15 protein-coding genes and 2 pseudogenes are annotated in these 19,043 nt (G+C 40.6%); 2 read left to right on the forward strand and 15 right to left on the reverse strand.

What is annotated here, in order from left to right; genetic code table 11:
* Nucleotides 1–187: 187 nt before the first annotated feature.
* Nucleotides 188–538: a hypothetical protein gene (locus tag HMPREF9469_RS32800; RefSeq protein ID WP_007860079.1), complete on the forward strand. Its 351-nt coding sequence runs from the start codon at nt 188–190 to the stop codon at nt 536–538.
* 124 nt (nt 539–662) lie between these two features.
* Here the strand turns inward: HMPREF9469_RS32800 and HMPREF9469_RS33325 are convergent.
* From HMPREF9469_RS33325 to HMPREF9469_RS31955, 15 genes and pseudogenes are all read right to left on the reverse strand, one after another.
* Nucleotides 663–764: pseudogene (locus HMPREF9469_RS33325) on the reverse strand (ATP-binding cassette domain-containing protein); the annotation flags it as partial.
* A gap of 43 nt (nt 765–807) precedes the next feature.
* Entirely contained in the window at nt 808–1,023 is a 216-nt protein-coding gene (locus tag HMPREF9469_RS32600; protein ID WP_007860080.1) for a hypothetical protein, read from the reverse strand.
* Nucleotides 1,024–1,134: 111 nt separating this feature from the next.
* The gene (locus HMPREF9469_RS32605; RefSeq protein WP_207636587.1) at nt 1,135–1,701 is read right to left on the reverse strand and encodes a response regulator; all 567 of its coding nucleotides are present in this window, start codon (nt 1,699–1,701) and stop codon (nt 1,135–1,137) included.
* Nucleotides 1,602–3,311 carry a sensor histidine kinase gene (locus HMPREF9469_RS05825; protein WP_007860083.1) on the reverse strand — a complete coding sequence of 570 codons (1,710 nt, stop codon included), beginning with the start codon at nt 3,309–3,311 and terminating at the stop codon, nt 1,602–1,604. Before HMPREF9469_RS05825 ends, HMPREF9469_RS32605 begins: the two co-directional genes overlap by 100 nt.
* 122 nt (nt 3,312–3,433) lie before the next feature.
* Entirely contained in the window at nt 3,434–5,122 is a 1,689-nt protein-coding gene (locus HMPREF9469_RS05830; RefSeq protein WP_007860084.1) for a methyl-accepting chemotaxis protein, read from the reverse strand.
* Nucleotides 5,123–5,262: 140 nt separating this feature from the next.
* Nucleotides 5,263–6,132 carry a GntR family transcriptional regulator gene (locus HMPREF9469_RS32810; RefSeq protein WP_227884097.1) on the reverse strand — a complete coding sequence of 290 codons (870 nt, stop codon included), beginning with the start codon at nt 6,130–6,132 and terminating at the stop codon, nt 5,263–5,265.
* 1,701 nt (nt 6,133–7,833) lie between these two features.
* On the reverse strand, nt 7,834–8,829 hold the full coding sequence (rhuM, locus tag HMPREF9469_RS05840; RefSeq protein ID WP_007860088.1) for a virulence RhuM family protein: 996 nt from the start codon (nt 8,827–8,829) through the stop codon (nt 7,834–7,836).
* A gap of 342 nt (nt 8,830–9,171) precedes the next feature.
* Nucleotides 9,172–9,408 carry a RhuM family protein gene (gene rhuM / locus HMPREF9469_RS34165; protein ID WP_003500165.1) on the reverse strand — a complete coding sequence of 79 codons (237 nt, stop codon included), beginning with the start codon at nt 9,406–9,408 and terminating at the stop codon, nt 9,172–9,174.
* 525 nt (nt 9,409–9,933) lie between these two features.
* Complete coding sequence (locus tag HMPREF9469_RS05850) at nt 9,934–12,558, reverse strand: amidohydrolase family protein (RefSeq protein WP_007860092.1); 2,625 nt, start codon at nt 12,556–12,558, stop codon at nt 9,934–9,936.
* Between the two features lie 11 nt (nt 12,559–12,569).
* A complete protein-coding gene (locus HMPREF9469_RS05855; protein ID WP_007860095.1) occupies nt 12,570–15,029 on the reverse strand; it encodes a hypothetical protein in 2,460 nt (819 codons plus the stop codon).
* Between the two features lie 162 nt (nt 15,030–15,191).
* Nucleotides 15,192–16,269 (reverse strand): annotated as a pseudogene (locus HMPREF9469_RS33715) (virulence RhuM family protein).
* A 92-nt stretch (nt 16,270–16,361) separates the two neighbouring features.
* Nucleotides 16,362–16,637, reverse strand: coding sequence for a hypothetical protein (locus HMPREF9469_RS05865; protein WP_007860101.1), 276 nt, complete (start codon nt 16,635–16,637; stop codon nt 16,362–16,364).
* A complete protein-coding gene (locus HMPREF9469_RS34035; protein WP_330363644.1) occupies nt 16,637–16,789 on the reverse strand; it encodes a hypothetical protein in 153 nt (50 codons plus the stop codon). Before HMPREF9469_RS34035 ends, HMPREF9469_RS05865 begins: the two co-directional genes overlap by 1 nt.
* A 212-nt stretch (nt 16,790–17,001) precedes the next feature.
* Nucleotides 17,002–17,604: a Fic/DOC family protein gene (locus HMPREF9469_RS05875; RefSeq protein ID WP_007860102.1), complete on the reverse strand. Its 603-nt coding sequence runs from the start codon at nt 17,602–17,604 to the stop codon at nt 17,002–17,004.
* Between the two features lie 8 nt (nt 17,605–17,612).
* On the reverse strand, nt 17,613–17,780 hold the full coding sequence (locus HMPREF9469_RS31955) for a hypothetical protein (RefSeq protein WP_003500161.1): 168 nt from the start codon (nt 17,778–17,780) through the stop codon (nt 17,613–17,615).
* A gap of 1,005 nt (nt 17,781–18,785) precedes the next feature.
* On the opposite strand from HMPREF9469_RS31955, the gene HMPREF9469_RS31960 reads away from it, so the two are divergent.
* Nucleotides 18,786–18,941 carry a hypothetical protein gene (locus HMPREF9469_RS31960; RefSeq protein WP_157140261.1) on the forward strand — a complete coding sequence of 52 codons (156 nt, stop codon included), beginning with the start codon at nt 18,786–18,788 and terminating at the stop codon, nt 18,939–18,941.
* Nucleotides 18,942–19,043 lie beyond the last annotated feature (102 nt).

A 19,043-nucleotide genomic window follows, 5' to 3' on the forward strand; every position in this document is an offset into this window, starting at 1 on the left:
GGGCAGATACAAGCGCTGGACATCGGTCCCGCCGCGGCCGGCATAATTCCGGAATGGTTCTTGATGAGGATATCCACTGCTTTAACCAAAGAGCGCTCAATTAGAAAAAACCATCAGACAGCCCAATTAGAGCACAGTATTGGTACCATGAAAGAAGGAACCATCTATCGGATCAAAGGAGGCGAATATGGAGACAAAAGATTATTTCCGGGCGAGACGGGAACAGGTCAGACCCGAACTGCGAAGCAAGTATCAGCATATCGGCAATGCCCTGCGCCGCGCGGGTGTGGAGCACATGGCACAGCTCTGTGCGATGGATGAGGCCGGGCTGATACAGGTACGGGACATTGGCCCCGTTGCACTCCACATCATTCTGGAGGAACGGCGGCGATACATGAACTTTCAGAAACAGAGCAAAGAAGGAGGCTACGGTACGAACAGGGGAATGCGAAATATGTGCAGCGAGGAAGCCGGCTGTATCGCAGCGGAATCGGACTGTCCCCATGATGGCGAGTGCGGGTACATCGAGGGCGTATAGGGTTTGTATACCGCTTCCAGTAAGCAACGCCTCGCCAATCCGGTTTTAATCTATGCATACCGATTTTCTGCATTGATAAAAACATTTCCCCTCGGAATTGGGCCAGGCTTTTTTCCCGCATCTTTGTCCCTTCGATTCCATTGATGCAAATCTGTCCGGCCGTAGCGCGGTCGATGGTGGAAATGCAATTTAAAAGTGTCGTTTTTCCACTTCCGGGAGCCCCCATAATCCCGATATATTCCCTTTTTCCACATCAAAGCTGATATGGCTTATTGCCCTTGCCAGACTTCCTTTATTGCAAGCTGGTTATTTGTAAACAGATTACTGCAGTCAATAATCTCCATGTTCTCACAGCCGGCGGGGAAATAACCCTTTTGGTAAGAATCCGCAATCCATTGAAGGGCTGCAATCCCCTCTTTTGTATTGAGATTAAAAGGGCCGTTTTCGTTAAAGAAAGGACTTCCCTTGCTGCGCAGTAAAGTCATAATATGCGTGTCTCCCTGGTCGTTCTTGGCATACATCAGCATGGGATAGGTCTGTAATAGGGCAGCATATAGGTCTTGCCGTCCACCTGGCTCATCTTCCAGAGCATGTCGTCAACATCTGCCCGTAATTCCTCCGTGATGATATCGTCCAGCGGTACCACGCAGCCAGTATATATATCCCGCCATATTAAAATAGCCTTCAAGAAGAGCGTCCACTGCATGATCCGTATCAAAGCAGCCGGTAATATATTCGTCCTCCTCCGTGTAGGCGAATTTTACCACCTCCACCGTGACATCATAGTCTGTATACTGGGCGGCGAACTCCTCGCCCGCCTGGTTTAATACCTCATAGGAGTCAGTAATACCTGTTCCCGCTCTAAGTTTCTGCATCAACTTGCTTACATCGATTGGTTTTGCAATAAAGCCATCCATTCCAACATTCCTTGCCCGTTCCTGATCCTCTCTAAATGTATTAGCCGTACAGGCGTAAATAATAACCGTCTTTGCATCCGGACGGTTTAACCCGCGGATGACTTTTGTCGCCTTATAACCATTTCGCACGGGCATTTGCACATCCATTAGGATAATATCAAACTCATATGGCAGGGATTTTTCAAACAGTTCAACTGCTTTACCCCCATCTGCGGCCCGTACTGCGGTAAAACCCGATGCTGCCAAAATTTCAGCGTACCTCCCATTTGCTTTGCCAGCAGCGAACTGATGGACATACCAAGACCGGTCCCCCGGCATCCCTGAGAAATACTACTGCGTTCCTGGCTAAACGAATCGAATATCTTTTGCCGGAATTCCCCGCTTATGCCGCAGCCAGTGTCTTCCACCTGATAGGTTGTCAATATCCGTTCGCCTTCAGCCGACTGGAATACATGCATAGTAACCTGGCCGCCTTCCGGCGTAAATTTAACCGCATTCCCCAGAATATTGACAAGGATCTGTTCGATCCGTATATCATCTCCAACAAGGCGGGAACAGATGATATTAGTTTCGGCCCGGAAGCTAATTCCTTTATCCTCCATACGGCTGCGCATCAGAGACTCAGTCGTGGAAACCAGCTCGTCAACAGAAAACGGCTTTGGCACCAACACCATTTTGTCAGATTGAAGCTTTGACATATCCAGAATATCGTTGACAAGTGAAAGCAGGTATTTTGCAGTTGAATCAGATTTTCTAAGATATCCTGTCATCCGTTCATGATCCCCAATGTTCTGCTGCATCAGATGGATCAGGCCGATGATTCCGTTAAGAGGCGTGCGTATCTCGTGGCTCATGTTTGAAAGGAACTCGCCGCGGGATTTTGCTTCCGCTCTTGCGGTTGCGGAAATCAGAGAGATGCGGACAATCGCAAACATCATTAAGCACAAAACGATCACAACCACCGCAAGCATCACAACTGTCATGAGTACAAACTGCTGAGTCTGTTCGCGGAACACCTCCTGTGGAACTGTGAGAACGATACTCCATGTCGTACCGGGCATCGGAATAAAGGATACCACCTGTGCTCCCTGATCTATATAATTAAAGTGCAATAGAAACTCTTCTTCCTGCCCTATCCGGGCGATAATATCCGAAATTTCCTTTTTCGACAGACCCGCACGATTTTGCAGCTGTTCAAAATAGTTGTCGATTTTCCCTATTCCCGCGCTGCGGTCCCGGTTGACAACGTAATTTCCGTCTATGTCAATAATTCCGGTATAGCCACGCCCGTCAAAGCTGTCTATTTTCAGGCGCTCCGCCATCAGACTGATTTTTGAAAAGCCGATGATTCCAATAAACTGAATACTGTCCACCTGAAAGGGCTCACACCGAACTCCATACACAAGACTTTCTGTGATCGTTTCCAAAACGTCCAAATTGTCATAACGCATAACAATTTTATCTTGATCGGAAAAGAGTGACAATACATACTCCTTGTCCTTTTCATTTTTTATTACATTTGAGCCGGAGTATGTATTTCCATCAAAATCCACCAAATAAATTGTATTGAATATATTGGAAATCTGCTCCAAATTCAAGCGATTGCAAACCTCCTGAATATTAGCGCATTGGCTGGTCTGCGTTCTGGTATAAACCGCAGACAGGGAATCCCACGAGTTTTCCAGTTCACTTTGAATGTTCTGCATATCGTGTTTGGATAGTTCCTGCATCGAAGCTACCACCGAGGCGTCAGTTGCTTTGGTGAGCTGTTTCATATAGACGCAGACCGCAAGTGATAAAACGGCTAATGTCGCTATGACAAAAGCAATCGCCCGGGTTTTATTTCCTCTTTTCATAACGTCCTCCATTCTCCGGAATGTTCCGCTGGTCCAGATGCACTTCATCGTACAAGCATTTGACCAGAATCTATTATCCTGCAAATGCCAGAGGGAACTTTACGGAAAAGAGTATACAGGGCTCATCCATACAATTCAAACCGTTCGGCCAGTTCTTCCAATACCTGCGCCTGTGAGGAAAGTTCTTCACTGGCGGCAGCCAATTCTTCTGATGTTGCGGAGTTACTCTGCACCACATCCGATATCTGTCCTACTTCTGCTGTAATCTGTAAAACGGATTCGCTTTGATAGTTGGTTGCGGCAGCTATCTTATCCACTGTCATTATCACCTGTTTTGTACTTTTTACCACCTGTGCCAGCGAGCCTGCTGTTGCACAGGCTGCTCTTTCTCCTTCTTCAACCGCAGCCGCTGATTTCTTAATTAACACCGTTGTATTTTTAGATGCTTCCGATGTTCTGTCCGCCAGATTACGGATCTCTTTTGCGACTACCGCAAATCCCTCCCCGGCCTTACCTACTCTCGCCGCTTCCACAGAAGCATTTAAAGCCAGAATATTTGTTTGAAATGCAATGTCCTCAATTGTTTTTATGATTTTAGAAATCTGACTGGACTTTTCACTGATTACTTTCATTGCATCAATCATTTCCTGCATCTTTTTACTGCTCATGGAAACCTGTATACCTGCCTGGTCTGTCTGAACACGTGCATCACCCGCATTTTCCGCTGTTTCATTTACACGTTCAGATATATTATGTACGGCTGCTGCAAGTTCTTCAACCGATCCGGCTTGTTCCGCCGCCCCCAGGGCAAGCGCCTGCGCTCCGGCAGATACTTGTTCGCTGCCGTCTGCAACCTGTTTTGCCGAATGGCCGATCTGCAAAAGAATACTGTCAAGGTTATCGCGCAGCTCCCTCATGGAAATTAAGATACGGTTATACTGACCCCTGTAATATTCTCTCGCTTTCGATTGAACCCTGAAATTCCCTTGTGCCATGGAACCAAGGATATCGCTGATATCCTCAATGATCGTATGCTGGTAGCTGATTAAATCGCGTATGCTGTCCGACATTTTACCCAATTCGTCTTCTGATGTATAGGCGACAAATGCTCCATCAAGTTCTCCTCCGGCCAGCTTTTGGGCGGCATGCTGGATTTCATTGACAGGCCTGAGAATACCATTGGATATATAAAGCCCAAACAATAATGCCGACACAATACTTAATACCATAATTACAATCACTATAACAATTGCAGCTGTCCGCGCTTGCTCCCCTTCTTCCACCATAAGCTTCGCATTCCGGCCTGCTACATCTGCTATTTCCTGAAGCGTATCCGACATCTGGTCCAGAAGCGGGATATAATTTAATTTCATGACCTCATAAGCTTCCCCACGTTGATCTGATTCCATCAGTTCAAACACCTGGTCACGGTATACGATAGCCTGCTCTAAGAAAGAATCAACCTGATCCACCAATGCAATATCCCCCTTAAATGACTTCCGGATCACAGGGAATGCCGCACGCATATTACCAAGATGCCTGTTTGCTTTTTCCACGTTCTCATTATCGTCCACGTCCGAATCTAATATGGCATTCAGGAGATCCGCACGCGCAGCCTGCATTTCCCTCTTTGCCATCCACACATGAACCGTAACGGTATAATTATTGTTGTAAAAGGAAGACAGGTTATTACCGATTCTATTCAGCATAAACAGCGCTGTGATACTTGCCGCCAGGCATATGATGATGATCACTGCATATGATAACAGCAGTCTGGCCCTTAATTTCATATTCTGTATATGTCCCAACATAATACCCTCCCGGTAATGATATGATATCACTGTCTTAACAGTTCAGACATGGTTCTATAAAGCACGTCTATATCAATCGTTTTCCCAATATGGCAGTGCATTCCTGCCGCCAATGCCTCATTCATAAAACCCATTGGCTGTCATGGCGAGAATCGATCCCCTTGTGCATTCCACAAAGGGAACTTTTTATAGAAGGAATTAAGCCTCTCCTCAACAAACAACTGCCAAAGTCCGGCAAACACTTCTGAATTGTCAGTTTGCAGAGCATCCTCCATCCGGCAGATCAAATCATCCGAATTGGCTTCCATCTGCCCGGCTGCCATTAATACAGCCGAAAAAATATACCCCCAGGCTACAAGCTCCCTCAATTTACCGTAAATCTCCCGCAAAGACGCGGAAGGGCATTCGCTGGAGATGAAATTCAGAAGAACATCTATACAAAGTATACTGTTATTTTTATCATGAAGCATTCTTATTGTCTGTAACAGTTCCTTCCTCCTCTCTCTTTTAACCGATTCCAATGTATAGTGAGTCACATTGCGAACCGTCAAAGCCAGTATCTGCATTGCCTCTCCATGAAGGCGCAGGTTTTCCCGGATTTCAGGTCTGCCCATGATATCAATGTCAACTGATTCCAGACAGACCTTTGTCCCAATCCCCATATAAGTCCTGGTCACCCCAAGTGAGTTCAATACATCCAAAGTCCGGCGTACTGTAATTAAGGAAACATGATACCGCTCCGCCATCTTGGGCAGCGAGGGCAGATAGCTTCCAACCGGATAAACATCCCACAGAATCTCACGGATAATGGTGGAGGCCAGCGTATAACGAACCTGCGGCCGCTTCCGGTAAATTGTCCATATAAACGGAATCTGAGTCTCATGCTCCAGATGATACGTTTCACGATTTAAGTCAATAAACTCCATAATACCCAAATAGATATTATAATAATAGGCATCTGTTTCTTCTTTTAGGCGGTTTGCATTTTCCGCTGATAATAAATCTTCCACTACATAATTCGCCTTCCTATCATTTCTAGGGGGATAGAAATAACTGATATAACGCATGTTCTGCCAAAAAAGGCCAAGCAATAACTCATTATGAAATGTATTCAAAACGTCCACATACAGCCTGATTGGCTCTGATGCGGCTTGGCCCGCTGTCTTCGTCCCACCGGGGTTTTTCTGCAAATCCTGTTTTAAATTCTGTATACCCTTTTCCCATATTGATGAAAACACTAAATTACCATTAAATTGAACGTCCTGGATCCCCTCCCTGCGCAGAGCAAAATACGTTACAACATTTTCCCTAAACAGTTCTTCCGATCCCTGATAAACAACCCTGGCAACTTTCCGCTTTTCTGTTTTTATATATCCATTCTCTTCCAGCCTGCTAAACGCAATTTGTACGGTATTCCGGGCCACCCTGAACAAAGTGCAAATTTGTGGTACCGACTTCAATTGTTCGCCGTACTTGTATATACCAAAGAGAATACGAGACTCATAGTACTCGTAAATCAATTCATTCAGCTCATCCCTTTTTCCCATCCTTGTCCTCCAGTTTAAAATAACATCTCTTGCGCCCGATATTCTTTATCAGCCAAGCATAATCCGTCCGGCATTTCCTGAGAAAACAGTAATTTCTAAAAACGATCACCCACCCTGCTCATGATGGGTATTGTTTTATTGTACCACTCTTTCAGGAGGGATGCAATGCATATACTAGCATATTCTTACCATATACGCGAAAGGATCCTTATTTAATCCCGGCTAATGTCGAAGTTCTAGAAAAATGGAAATATTTACTGTTATGCGTATAAAGAAAACAAAATTCCAAATTCTTCAACACTTGGGAAGGATTACAGTCTTGCTTCGGGGAGGGATCACAGTCCTGCCCAGAAGAGGGATCACAGACCGGCTCAGAAGAGGGAGCACAGACCGGCTCAGAAGAGGGAGCACAGACCGGCTCAGATAAATTTTTATTGCTTGTCCCAAGAATGCAATTTATTTCATTAAAAAAGGCTAACCGTTTACTTTTTTCGGTCAGCACTTATTTTATCTTTTTTATCCCTTTTTATCTGTCTCATATCTGTGGAAGAGCCTGTTTGAAATTTTCCAATTCCACAAGCCGGAATCTGCCATAATGTATCTTATACTCAATAAAGTATGATGGATTGTTTTAAATGTTTTCTTGAATTTCAATGCCGTAGTCGGATAGTATGAAAACCTTATATCCTCTGCGATACCGCATCAAACCATTGAGAAAACAACAGAGTATTTAATTAAACAGTGTAAGCAATCACTCTCAAATAATTGTACTTGTTTTTTCAGATGGTAAATATTTTAAAGACAGTACAAAGACGAATCTGGAAAGCCAAATAGGGGATGTTTTGATTTATATGTATCAATTATCGGAAGAGTTACGTTTGGAGCGCGTAAAGCGGGAAGAAGAACATAAATTATGGGTAGAAAAGCAAAGGCTGGATGAGGAACGTAAGCAGAGACTTGAGTATGAAAATGATTAAGTGGATTAAATGGGCTTCGGATAAAGATTTGGGGTTATCCTATCGTTTGTTGAGGCTGTAATTCGGATGCCAGAAAGACAGAATAATGCCTTGGCGAAAGTATTCTTCCTTCTGCTAACGTAGTGTCCTACTACTTTCTCTCGAGTCTCAACTTCGTCCTGTTTTTATTGTGCCATAACCTGGCACACTACTTTTCATTTGTTTTCTCTTGTAAAAAATGAAGTGAATTCAAATAATCTTGTTCCACATCGCTAAGTGTCCTTGCTTTATATTTCCTGTATTCATCTGTTGCTTTATCAACTGCCTGTTTATGTAAAATACTTCCATTTCCTTCTAACAGCTGCTCTCCACTCATTGTCAAAATACGGTCCAGATGGTCTGACCAGTCCTGCATGGTCATAACTTGTTCCCGCTCTGCCTGGCGCTCTGCAAAATCCAAATATCCAGATACCAACTGCCCCATAGAGCGAAGTTCTTTCTCATCCAGATAATTCTTCGCTATAACGGCTTCTTTTAATGTAGGCTGTTTTCCTGCGAAGGTAGTCAGCCCCATAAACTTTTTCTCTGCATCCGCTCTTGTATAAATAACCTCTGCTGCAGTTTGTCCATGAATCGCATAATGAATTTTATTCTGGACTTTTTTAAAAAAACGGATTGAAATCTCTGCATGTGGATCATAGTCAATACTCGTAGCATAAATTTCCAGTACCTGGCGGTAAAACACTTTCTCAGACGCACGAATGTCTCGGATGCGTTCCAGCAATTCCTTGAAATAGCCGACACCGCCCAGATTCTTCAACCGTTCATCATCCAAAGCGAATCCTTTCCTCATATATTCCTTCAAAATACTGGTCGCCCAAATTCTAAACTGTGTACCACGCTTTGACTTTACACGATAGCCAACGGAAATAATAACATCGAGGTTATAAAATTCTACCGGCTTGTCCGAATTTGCAATGTGCAAATTTTGCACATTGCCTGCTTTCTGGAGTTCTCCTTCTTCAAAAACATTTTTTATGTGCTTTGAAATTACTGAACGATCCCTTTGAAATAATTCAGCCATCTGAGCCTTTGACAGCCAGACGGTATCACCGTCAAAGGCCGTTTCAATTTTTGTCAAACCATCCTCGGTGGTATAAATAAGCATTTGAGATTTTTTTCCTATATCATCACTTAAATTCATTATATCACCTCATTTCCCTAAAATGAACCTTCTGTTTAAACTATCCGGATTTTCCGGATAGTTGGCTCCTGTGCCAGTTCATCATCCATATATTTTTTTTAAGGTAACAGTATTAACATCCTTTTACTAACTACCAACCTATAATCCGTTTAAAAATATCAACATTTGAAATATAGATTCATCAAAATCAAACCGTAAGAATAATTAGATATGCAGCATTTTCTTATACATTTTGCGCTTCACGTTTTCGACAATAAGTAACATGTTTCGACATTTGTTGAGTGGATAATAATGATGTTCACAGGGCAGAATTGATCCTGGGCGGAAACTATATAATTGTCTTTACGCATCATTTTGATTTGCTTGATCTTCTAATTCCAACAAATACTTATCATAATCCGACATAAATAATCGTTCCTGCACAATACGATATTTTTCAAACTCAGTTTCTGCATGAAGCTTCGCCTGTTCCTCACTGACTTTTCCCGGTCCCATCAACAATTCGTTCCCATTAAACTCCAGGAATCCGTCAAGACGCTTTGCCCAGTCTTCCATACTCATCGGTATTCTTCGTTCCACCTGTAACTCCGCATAGTCAAGATTCAGTGAAACGATTCGCTCTAATAGGACACTTCCTTTTTACTCAGATAATTCTTAGCAGTAGTAATATCTGCTTTGACAATTTTCCCATCCAGCGCTAATTCCCATGTTGTCAGGTATAATACTTGACAATCTGACCAACCTGGCGGGAGGGCATACTTCACCCTTGACGGAATGCTCCCAGTTTTTTCATTACTACTTCTCGCCTTCAATTATATTCTAAAATCCCGACATTTTATACACAGGATTACCTCAAAAGACTCACATATTAAAAAACAATAAATCTTTCGGGTTAATATTATCTGGATACTTACACAGTTTGCAATTATTCTCTTGACATTTCTTTTGACTTGAATGCAGTTTTATAGCTTAAAACTGATAATCGGATAGCCTTAATCTGTGTATAAAATCAAGGACTTTTAATCGAATTATACACATAGAAAAATTGCCAAATTCCTTTATTTAAGCCATTTGTGCTTTCCTGTGTATAATTTTTTAGGGAGATTAGGATTCAATAGAAGGGGCATAAGGCAAATTTCGCTTATCTACAGTAAATGCCTGTATATGTCCAAACGCCTTCACATCATCCAACCATTTTAAAACTGCCTCTTTCGTATATCTGGCTTTTCCGTTCTCATCCTTGCTTTTCAATAGCGCTACATACATAGTTACATACTCCATTTCCAAAGATGTTTGAAAAATTCCCATATCATCCGTGTTGATTGAAATATTCATTCTGTTGGAATATTTATATAGATTCTTTCCATACATCCGAAGCATTGGATGTTGCTCAAAACGATTAAAAGGGCCTATTTTAAAATTGGAAGTTGGATTACATTCGATTCCAATCTGTTTTACCGTCAAGATTCCCATCAACTCTTCCTGTAATTTTTGAACCAGTTCTATATAATCATCACGTATATCCAAAATCTCTAGTATAGCACCTTTTTCACGAACAGAGTTGCTAAAATGATAAGATTTATAATAAGCGCGGCATGTTTTATTTTTTCTGGCCTCTTCAATCCCTCCTCTTAATGCACCATCATAAATATCCGACATTTCTGGTTGCTCATATTCCAGATACAATTCTGGCCGGTCTCCCCGAAGTTTCCATGCGTCATAATATAGTTGCCACTCTTCTTTCTCTTCCGACAAATCAATCGACACTATAGTGGCTGCCACCTGCGCTATTGCCTGCTCCTGATCTACCCCAGAGTCTGATTCTTCTTTCTTATATTCTTTTACATTGTCCACATATACATTTTTCAGCAGCTTACTAAAATATTTTTTTAGATAACCACTCAAATCCGCCGGAATTACGATTCCATGTTCAGAACTGAATCCCAAAACCCAAGCAATATTGTCCATTAAATCCTGTCTTGAAAGCAAAATTTTGTAATTTTTCATTTTATAATATTTTTTTGCGTTTATACCAAGAGCCATTCCATGTCCCAATCTGCTATTCTGAGGCAATTCGCAAAAATGTATCGTCTCATCAATCGCTCGCAATCCGTCCGTAAGATCAAGAAAATCCTCTCCAACATGGTATGTCCAATGCACCCAGTTTGCCTGATTCCGCTTTGCATATGCCTGAATAGCACGGTAGAACTGTGCAAATACCTCGGGTCGGCATCCAATTTCGCCTGAGCAAGTATCATATCCCCTAACCCGGGGAATCCTGCCCCAATATTTCAAATCATTCATTTCCAAGTCAATCAACCGTTTCTGCTCTTCAATCTGTTTAGCCATTTTCTCTCTTAAAATATAATTTCGAGGCTTAAGCTCCACAATTCCTGTTTCTTTTTCTTTCGGAAAATGTAACACATAAAAATAATCATTTCCAAGCTCTTCCGAACCACTTTTTCCAATATCCCTGTCAAATTCTTTGATGCGGCTTATCGTCTCATCTGCAGTTGTTTTTGGTGAAAGACGCATTTCCAATGTTGATATATTCTGCCATCTACGCAGAGAACAGCCTACCAGCCTAATCACATGTTTTTGGTATTCCGGATAATAATCTATTATATCTTCCTTCCTATCCTGATAAATCTGGAAATTTTTAAATCCTCTCATCGGATTTGTCTGAACCATTTCCGACCGAATTCTGAAAAAAATCAATAAATATTTATAAAACAAATTCTTCTCTTCATAACGGAAGCGGGTATCTTTTTCAAATATGGCATTAAAACAACGATAAAGAAAATATCGCTCTCCCACAATGGAAACCTCGGACTTATCATAGCAAACATCCCACAGTTCCGCCAGCGCATAATCCAGCCCCTTTTCCCTCTGTCCCTTTGCATAATCCCATTTTTCTTCTAACTGACCACGATAATATTCTATTCTGTCCTGTAATACCCGGAGATCAACCTCGTCAATATCTCTGTCATATAAAAACGGCATTTGAAGTTCTTGTGGGACACCGCTATAGATTTCATATAAATGCAGGCGATACGCGGCGGCACAAATACTGGAGTAAAAAATATCATTTCTATTCATATCTTCATGTTCTATTAAAATTTCAACCTCTCGGTACTCTTTAAATCGATGAAAAAAATCATTTCCATCTCCAATATGGTTCATAAGGCATGTCCAGTTAAGCATAAATACAGGGAATGAACCTTTTAAATGGAAATGATTCTCTGCCAGTCCCACATGCCCATCCTTTCCCAACAGTTTATCGAAATCTTCAAAATCAATTTTGGGAAATGGCATACACAGATATGTAGAAATCTCTTCTTTCCCTGGATTATTATTTGCCAGGATGGCAGCCATAAATATATCCTGCCCTAAACTGGAGCTGATTTCTTTCCAATGAAGGAATTGAGAATCTTCAGACCAATTTCTAATGTCATAACAGATGTAACCACCTTTAATCTTTAGAATCTTTTGGGCCACCTCTAATATACAGCCATATATTCCTTCCTGTCGCTCTAACGCTTCACGGGCCCAATTATATAGCTGCTCATTTTCGTCCTCTGTGCTATCAGCCAAATTTCTTGCCGCCTGTAAAAAACAGCGTTTTGACACGTCCCGATAGTCGCTCAAGGTATCAGAAAAATGAATGGATACCCTCTCATAACGGATCTTGCGTAACAATATTTCAAGGACAGCCTTCTCTATATCCATATAGTTTTCACCTACCCGACAACAGATTTCTTAAGCATATTATACTGCTCTGAGATTTCGCTTCCTATTTCTTGGTTTTTCCCACCCTTTTCAGCCAGTACCTCCAGTTCTTTGATCTCCTGAAACAAATTTTGATAAGTATCATCATCGTTTAAACTCTGCTTCCAGACAGCATAGTCGCTAAGTTTCCTAAGATTGTCAAGCAATGTATAAAATTTAGTATTGGCTCTGCTGCTTCTTGGAACCCCAAGTTCCTGTCCTGATGCCTGTCCTTCGGCTTTATCTGCTTTCAATCGAACAATGACTTCGCCCATACCTGCAAGGTTCCCCCCATTCAGTTCCCCCAAAAGAGGTAAGTAATCTTTAAGACCACTCAAGAACTGGTCCACACTCTCAAAAAAATGGTTATAATAATCTATCTCTTGAGCCTTATCACTAATATTTCGGTGTTCCTGTACATATTGTGCCAGATTCATAATTTCTTCCATATTACATGCAAGTTCCTTCCAACCTTCGGTTAAAAACACTCGCTGTTGGGCTGCATTACAAAAATCCCGTTCATTAATTCCCCATTTTTTTAAGCTTATCTTCTCCGCTACCCGCTCTGGAGAAACTGCCGACAGGAATATCTGACTCAGGTTGAATTCTGCCTTTGTAGCCACCTGATTATTTTGTGATACCATTTCTCTAGATTCTCCATCTGAATCTTTAAAGTCAGAAATAATCCCCATCAGCACCAGTGTATCTACCAATTGTTCCTCTCTCAACAATCGCTTTATAGCAGAAACAGACATATTCTTATCAATCGATATGGAATTGTTGGATTCTATAAACGATTGGACTGAATACTCAAACTTTAAGCGAGAATTGGTTTGGACTTTTATACGTGAACTTTTATTTGTAGTCTTTATGGCCTCTTCGCGGATTAATCGATACTCACCAAAAAAATTCGGTCCAATAAAATCATACAAAAATTTCCAACTTTCAGATGCTTTTAATTTCAACATACGAATTGAAAAAAGTGTAGTTACGGCTATGGTCAGTCTGGAAATTTCTGACTCCCTCCCCAATTCTAATAATCTAAGACAATTTATTATATCACCGTTTTTCGGTTTTTTTCCACCTTTTCTGAATTCTGTATAAGCCCTTTCAACACTGTCCTCCAGCTCCGTTGAAGGGGTTTTCTCCTCTTTTATAAGCCGGTTACGCCACATTTCATATAGGGATATAAATGTGTCACGTTGTAGTGCATTAGTCTGCGTACTAGCAATTTTCCTTACCATCGCGACAGATTCATCCGACAGATTATTTTCCAGCCACACATTACAAAAATACTGTTCAAACAATTCCAGATTCTCTCTTTGATTATCAGACATATCTCCCAAAAGAGAAATCAAATTAACCAGTTCCCGAAGTGTAATAGGTATAACCGGATGAATCTCATTAGGTTTTGCTATGTAAATCAGTCCTGTCTTCTCATAGATCAGTTTCAAAATCCCCTTTTCAATTCCTGATTTACCTGAATCAAATAAATTTCTGGTTTCCTGCTGGTCTTTATAGATAATCTCCACCGCATTTTCACCGTCTTCTGCAATGGCACGTACATTCGGAAGCTGCATTCTTCTGGTAAGGGGAATCAGCTTCTCCATATATCGATTACTCATGTTTCTGGCTTCTCTTTTTATATCCCAGCGCCCCGAATCCCGCAACGGATTTAACTTTGTCAGTAATTCTCTCTCCACACAAAGTGTTAGTTGATTGATGTTAACCGCCATCACAATAACAATCTGGGGAATCATAAAATATTTTCGTAACTGCTCAGCCACACTATAGACATCCTTTAAATTCAAATCCAGATCATCAATGGGAATTACCAACATCTGCTTTTGCTTATACTTCAAAAACTGACGAACCAATTCCATAATATTTTTTTTCATATCCATGCTATCTGTAATATCTGACAAATTCTGAATAGAGCTGTCATACGCATATTCTCTTTCAATAAATCTCTTTGCATTCTTCAGGACAGATATATTACGATGAATTTTTTGAAAGCTCTGAACAAATTCTAAATCGTACTTTTTATCCATATTTTTTCTTTCTGAACGAAAATCGTCAAACAAACGTGAAATAATAATATCCACTATATTATGTGCCATTTCCAACGCCATGGGATCGATAACTTTTAGAACCTCTATACCAATTTCTTTTCCCAGCTCTCCCACAAAATGCTGCATTGCTGTACTTTTTCCCTGTCCTCGTTCCCCACAAAATGCAATAACATTATTCAAATAATCTACCGGCTCTATAAATTGATTGTCTTTTCTCAGAATTTCAGCCGTATAATTCTCCAGCTGTATTTTCTGTTCATTTGCCTTATTATAAATATCTTCAAAAATATCTTCATCCTTCTGAATGTCATTATCAAATACTTTAAACTCATTTCCCTGAGTAATGATTATTTTTTTCATCTGTAATTTTCTCCTACATTTATATATTTAAAGCTACGACCATCAATGGGGGACTTTACATCTGCATAGGTTAAAAACAACAAAATCCGCCATTTGTTGAGTGGATAATAATGATTGGCAGGAAAGCATATTATTCCCTAAGCGAAAACAGCCCACTTATCTTTACGCATCATTTTCATCCGCTTGATGTTCTAATTCTAACAAATACTTATCATAATCTGATATAAATAACCTGTCCTGAACAATACGATATTTTTCAAACTCCGTCTCTGCATGAAGCTTTGCCTGTTCTGCACTGACTTTTCCCGGTCCCATAAGCACTTCATTCCCATTAAACTCCAGAAATCCGTCAAGGCGCTTTGCCCAGTCCTCCATACTCATCGGTATTCTTCGTTCCGCCTGTAACTCCGCATAGTCGAGATACAGTGAAACGATTCTTTCTAAATAGGACATTTCCTTATCGCTCAGATAATTCTTAGCAACAGAAATATCTGCTTTGACAATTTTCCCATCTGGCTCTGATTCCCATATTGTCAGGCCAATATGTTCTTTTTCAGCATTTGCACGCTCTACAATCAATTCTGCTTCTGTATTCCGATGTACCGCCCAGTGCATCTTGTTCATATTCCGATATCGGAATACTTATTCTGAACCATTTTGAAAAATTGCCGAGTAGTCGTAGCATCTTTGTCGTAATCAAACGCTGTGGCATAGAGATTCGTAACCTTCTGATAAAATTTGCGTTCAAATAGACGTATCTCACGAATATTCTCCAACTGACATTCAAAATATTCATCGGTGAACATATACCCCTTTTTCAAGCACTCTTTGTCCATCGTCCAGCCTTGAATTGTGTAATCCTTGACAATCTGACCTGCCCATTTACGGAATCTTACAGCTCGGTCGTTGTTAACTTTAAAGCCGATGGCAATGATCATTTGCAGGTTATAGTGAATCACCTCCCGGTTCACCTGCCGCGAACCTTCTGTTTGAACTATCCGGAATTTCCGGATAGTTGATTCCTGCGTCAGTTCATCATCCGTATAAATTTTTTTAATATGTTCATTGATTGTACGCACATCTACATCATATAAAGTCGCAAGCATTTTTGCGTCAGCCAGATATTTTCATTCTCATAACGCATTTCAAAGCTATCGTTACGATCCCCTACTGAAGCCACATAAGTCAAATACTCCGCAGCAGAGCTGTGTATTGTAATATCATTCTTCTTTTTGGGCATAAACAATCCCCCTCCCACATCTTATTATAGCAACTTTGGCAATGTAGAATCAGCTGCACTATTGCTTCTTTTAGATATATTCTGTCAAGTAATCATTTATTTTCATCTTCCCACATGTCCCAATACGCTTCAATATAAAATTTGATGCACCTCGGATATACATATAAATATCTTTTACACACCTTTTTATACAGCCCCAATATTTTTTCATCACAAGCAAAATCCAATAAATAATCGAGTAGATGTGACAATTCATCTTCTGATACTTCTCTGTTACACACATTTTCAACCAATGGCAGGTAGGCATCATATACTTCTTGATATAGTTTACTTATTTTCTCTGCAATCTGGTATATACTTTCCTCCATCAAATCACCTCAAAATACTTAAGTGCATATTTTATTGCCTCCATTTTCTCTTTTGGCAGATGTTTTCTTGGTTGTCTCAATTCTTCCACGGCATTAGGGACATCATACATTGTTAATCTTAAAGACCTTTCCACCTCTGCAATTGCATCCATAGGCATTTTCCCCTTGACTTCTCCAAATTCCACTTATACATCATATGGCTATCTGGTGACTTGTGGGACAAGAGTACTACCATCTCCACATTTGTTGAGGCTGTAATTCGGATGCCTGAAAGATGGAATTCAGCCTTGGCGGTAAATTTCTTCTTCCCTAACACAGTTATATCCCCCTTCGCCTTCCTAACTCAGTTCAATATAGACCTGACCTATATGATCTTTTTTACAATTCTTCTCATCAGCTCATTCATTTTTCCATAATCTCTAAGAAATGCCTTTGCACTTGCCTCAACCAATTCTTCAGCCGAAACCTCCGAAAAATCCACCTCATATCCTGCTCGTTCGGCCAGGATTTCAATAAATAGTCTCTGTGTTCTACCATTTCCCTCTCGAAACGGATGTAACGCATTTATCTCTGATAAATAGTATGCTAATCTGTCAGCCATTTCTTCAGTATCACACGGCTGCAGATAGTTCTCCTTTTCCAGTTCACTAAATAATTCCTCCATCATGTCTTCAATAAATCTGCAGTCACAAAACATATTTCCCTTTGCAATATTCACATTCCGTACTTTTCCAGCCCATTCATAAATGTCTCCAAAGATTTGTTTATGCAACTTTTGAAAATATTTAAAAGTCAGCTTGCCTTTGGGGGGATTTTGTTTCAACTCCAAAATTCTGAGTGCCGTAATATTGCGTTCTGCTTCCTCCAAAGTTTCCGGATCTCTAATGTTCAATTTATTTTTCAGGATAAAAGAATCAGGATAACAATAAATGCTATCCTGTTCGTACTCATAATAATATTGTTCCATCTTTTCACCTATTTGACCGTATATTGCCTAATAACCTTCTTTATCGTTGCCGAAGTTGATTGTTGACCATTAGCACAACGCAAAAGCTGATTATACTCTGACTGTTTCAACTTCATTCCTTCAATCGCCATGGTTCCGGCAACCTGTTTTGCTAACTTTATCGCATCTTTCTTCAAGATTTCCACCTCCACCTTCCTAGTAGTATTATACCAGAAATCTTCTTATGATACTACGAATTTTTCTTCTTTTTCCATCGGACCAGAAGGTATGTCTTTTTTCGACATAATTCCACATAAACCTCACCATTTGTTGAGGCTGTGATTCGGGTGCCTAAGAAACAAAATACCACTTTTGCTGAAACATCATCATGTTTTCAAACCACAACATTACAGAAAACAGATGGATTATGGTGCCTTACTTACCTCTTTTCCACAGACTATTTTTGTCCAATACCCCGATGGTGGGATCGGGATTCCATATTCTTTACAACTTTGCAGCAGTTTAGCATAAATTAATCCATATTGCTTTGCCACACCGGAGGCAGATACTATATAACTTATTAAGCGCTTACCTTTCATGTACATTGGCTTGAATTGTTTATGGAAAGTGGAATAAAACACATTTATTGTTATTTTATGCAGTCTTTGCTTTTTGAGCATGGTTTTCCAAGCCATTGACATAATCCAACAGCTTTTGAAACTCCAATGCGGCTATCTTAAATCCAAAATGGAATCGGCTACGGTTCTTACCTCTGGTATTGTACCAAATATCCGAATAATTTGATATATCGTGTTAAGTTTTCAAGGTACAAATAAAATCAGATATTTTGTAACGTGTCTTTTGACACCTTAATCTTTTTAGTGGATAAATTTCAGGAGTAGGCGTGACTCGCATGAGTCACGCCTACCCCTGTTCGGAACCCTCTATTTCCCGACAGACAATCATGAGAGAATCTCACCACAATAAATGAAAACTGGATATTGGCTATACTCTATATAGTGGCATACTTAAGGTGCCGAATAAGGTCGGAAGGGGATTGGTGCTTCAAAGCCCGTGCGACAGACTGATTTTCAGCTCCTTAGGTGTACCACTTTTTGTTTCCATTGTATTTTGATGAGGACGCAGGACAGCCAACAGTTAAGCAAGGAGCTGCATCGGCTTATGCGAAGGAGGTTTGCTTTATGGAAGTATTGTATAAGCGGTGTTGTGGGATTGACATTCATAAAAATATGATGGTAGCCTGTGTTTTTACGAGTGTCAAGAAAAAAAGAAGTCCGCCAGTTTTCAACAATGACGGAAGATATTCTTCAATTAGTTTCATGGCCGAAGGAAACTGATTGTGAGATGGCTGCCATGGAAAGTACCGGTTCGTACTGGAAACCTGTTTAATAACATATTTGAAGAGGAACATATCCCGATTATGATTGTAAATGCACAGC

This window comes from [Clostridium] citroniae WAL-17108 (assembly GCF_000233455.1).
Classification (GTDB): domain Bacteria; phylum Bacillota; class Clostridia; order Lachnospirales; family Lachnospiraceae; genus Enterocloster; species Enterocloster citroniae.

Bases quoted from the DNA above. Each gene is read 5' to 3' on its own strand.
- HMPREF9469_RS32800 (WP_007860079.1), top strand. From the start codon at position 188: ATGGAGACAAAAGATTATTTCCGGGCGAGACGGGAACAGGTCAGACCC.
- HMPREF9469_RS32600 (WP_007860080.1), bottom strand. From the start codon at position 1,023: ATGACTTTACTGCGCAGCAAGGGAAGTCCTTTCTTTAACGAAAACGGC.
- HMPREF9469_RS05825 (WP_007860083.1), bottom strand. From the start codon at position 3,311: ATGAAAAGAGGAAATAAAACCCGGGCGATTGCTTTTGTCATAGCGACA.
- HMPREF9469_RS05830 (WP_007860084.1), bottom strand. From the start codon at position 5,122: ATGTTGGGACATATACAGAATATGAAATTAAGGGCCAGACTGCTGTTA.
- rhuM (WP_007860088.1), bottom strand. From the start codon at position 8,829: ATGAATTTAAGTGATGATATAGGAAAAAAATCTCAAATGCTTATTTAT.
- HMPREF9469_RS05850 (WP_007860092.1), bottom strand. From the start codon at position 12,558: ATGGATATAGAGAAGGCTGTCCTTGAAATATTGTTACGCAAGATCCGT.
- HMPREF9469_RS05855 (WP_007860095.1), bottom strand. From the start codon at position 15,029: ATGAAAAAAATAATCATTACTCAGGGAAATGAGTTTAAAGTATTTGAT.
- HMPREF9469_RS05865 (WP_007860101.1), bottom strand. From the start codon at position 16,637: ATGGAGGAAAGTATATACCAGATTGCAGAGAAAATAAGTAAACTATAT.
- HMPREF9469_RS34035 (WP_330363644.1), bottom strand. From the start codon at position 16,789: ATGGATGCAATTGCAGAGGTGGAAAGGTCTTTAAGATTAACAATGTAT.
- HMPREF9469_RS05875 (WP_007860102.1), bottom strand. From the start codon at position 17,604: ATGGAACAATATTATTATGAGTACGAACAGGATAGCATTTATTGTTAT.
- HMPREF9469_RS31960 (WP_157140261.1), top strand. From the start codon at position 18,786: ATGGAAGTATTGTATAAGCGGTGTTGTGGGATTGACATTCATAAAAAT.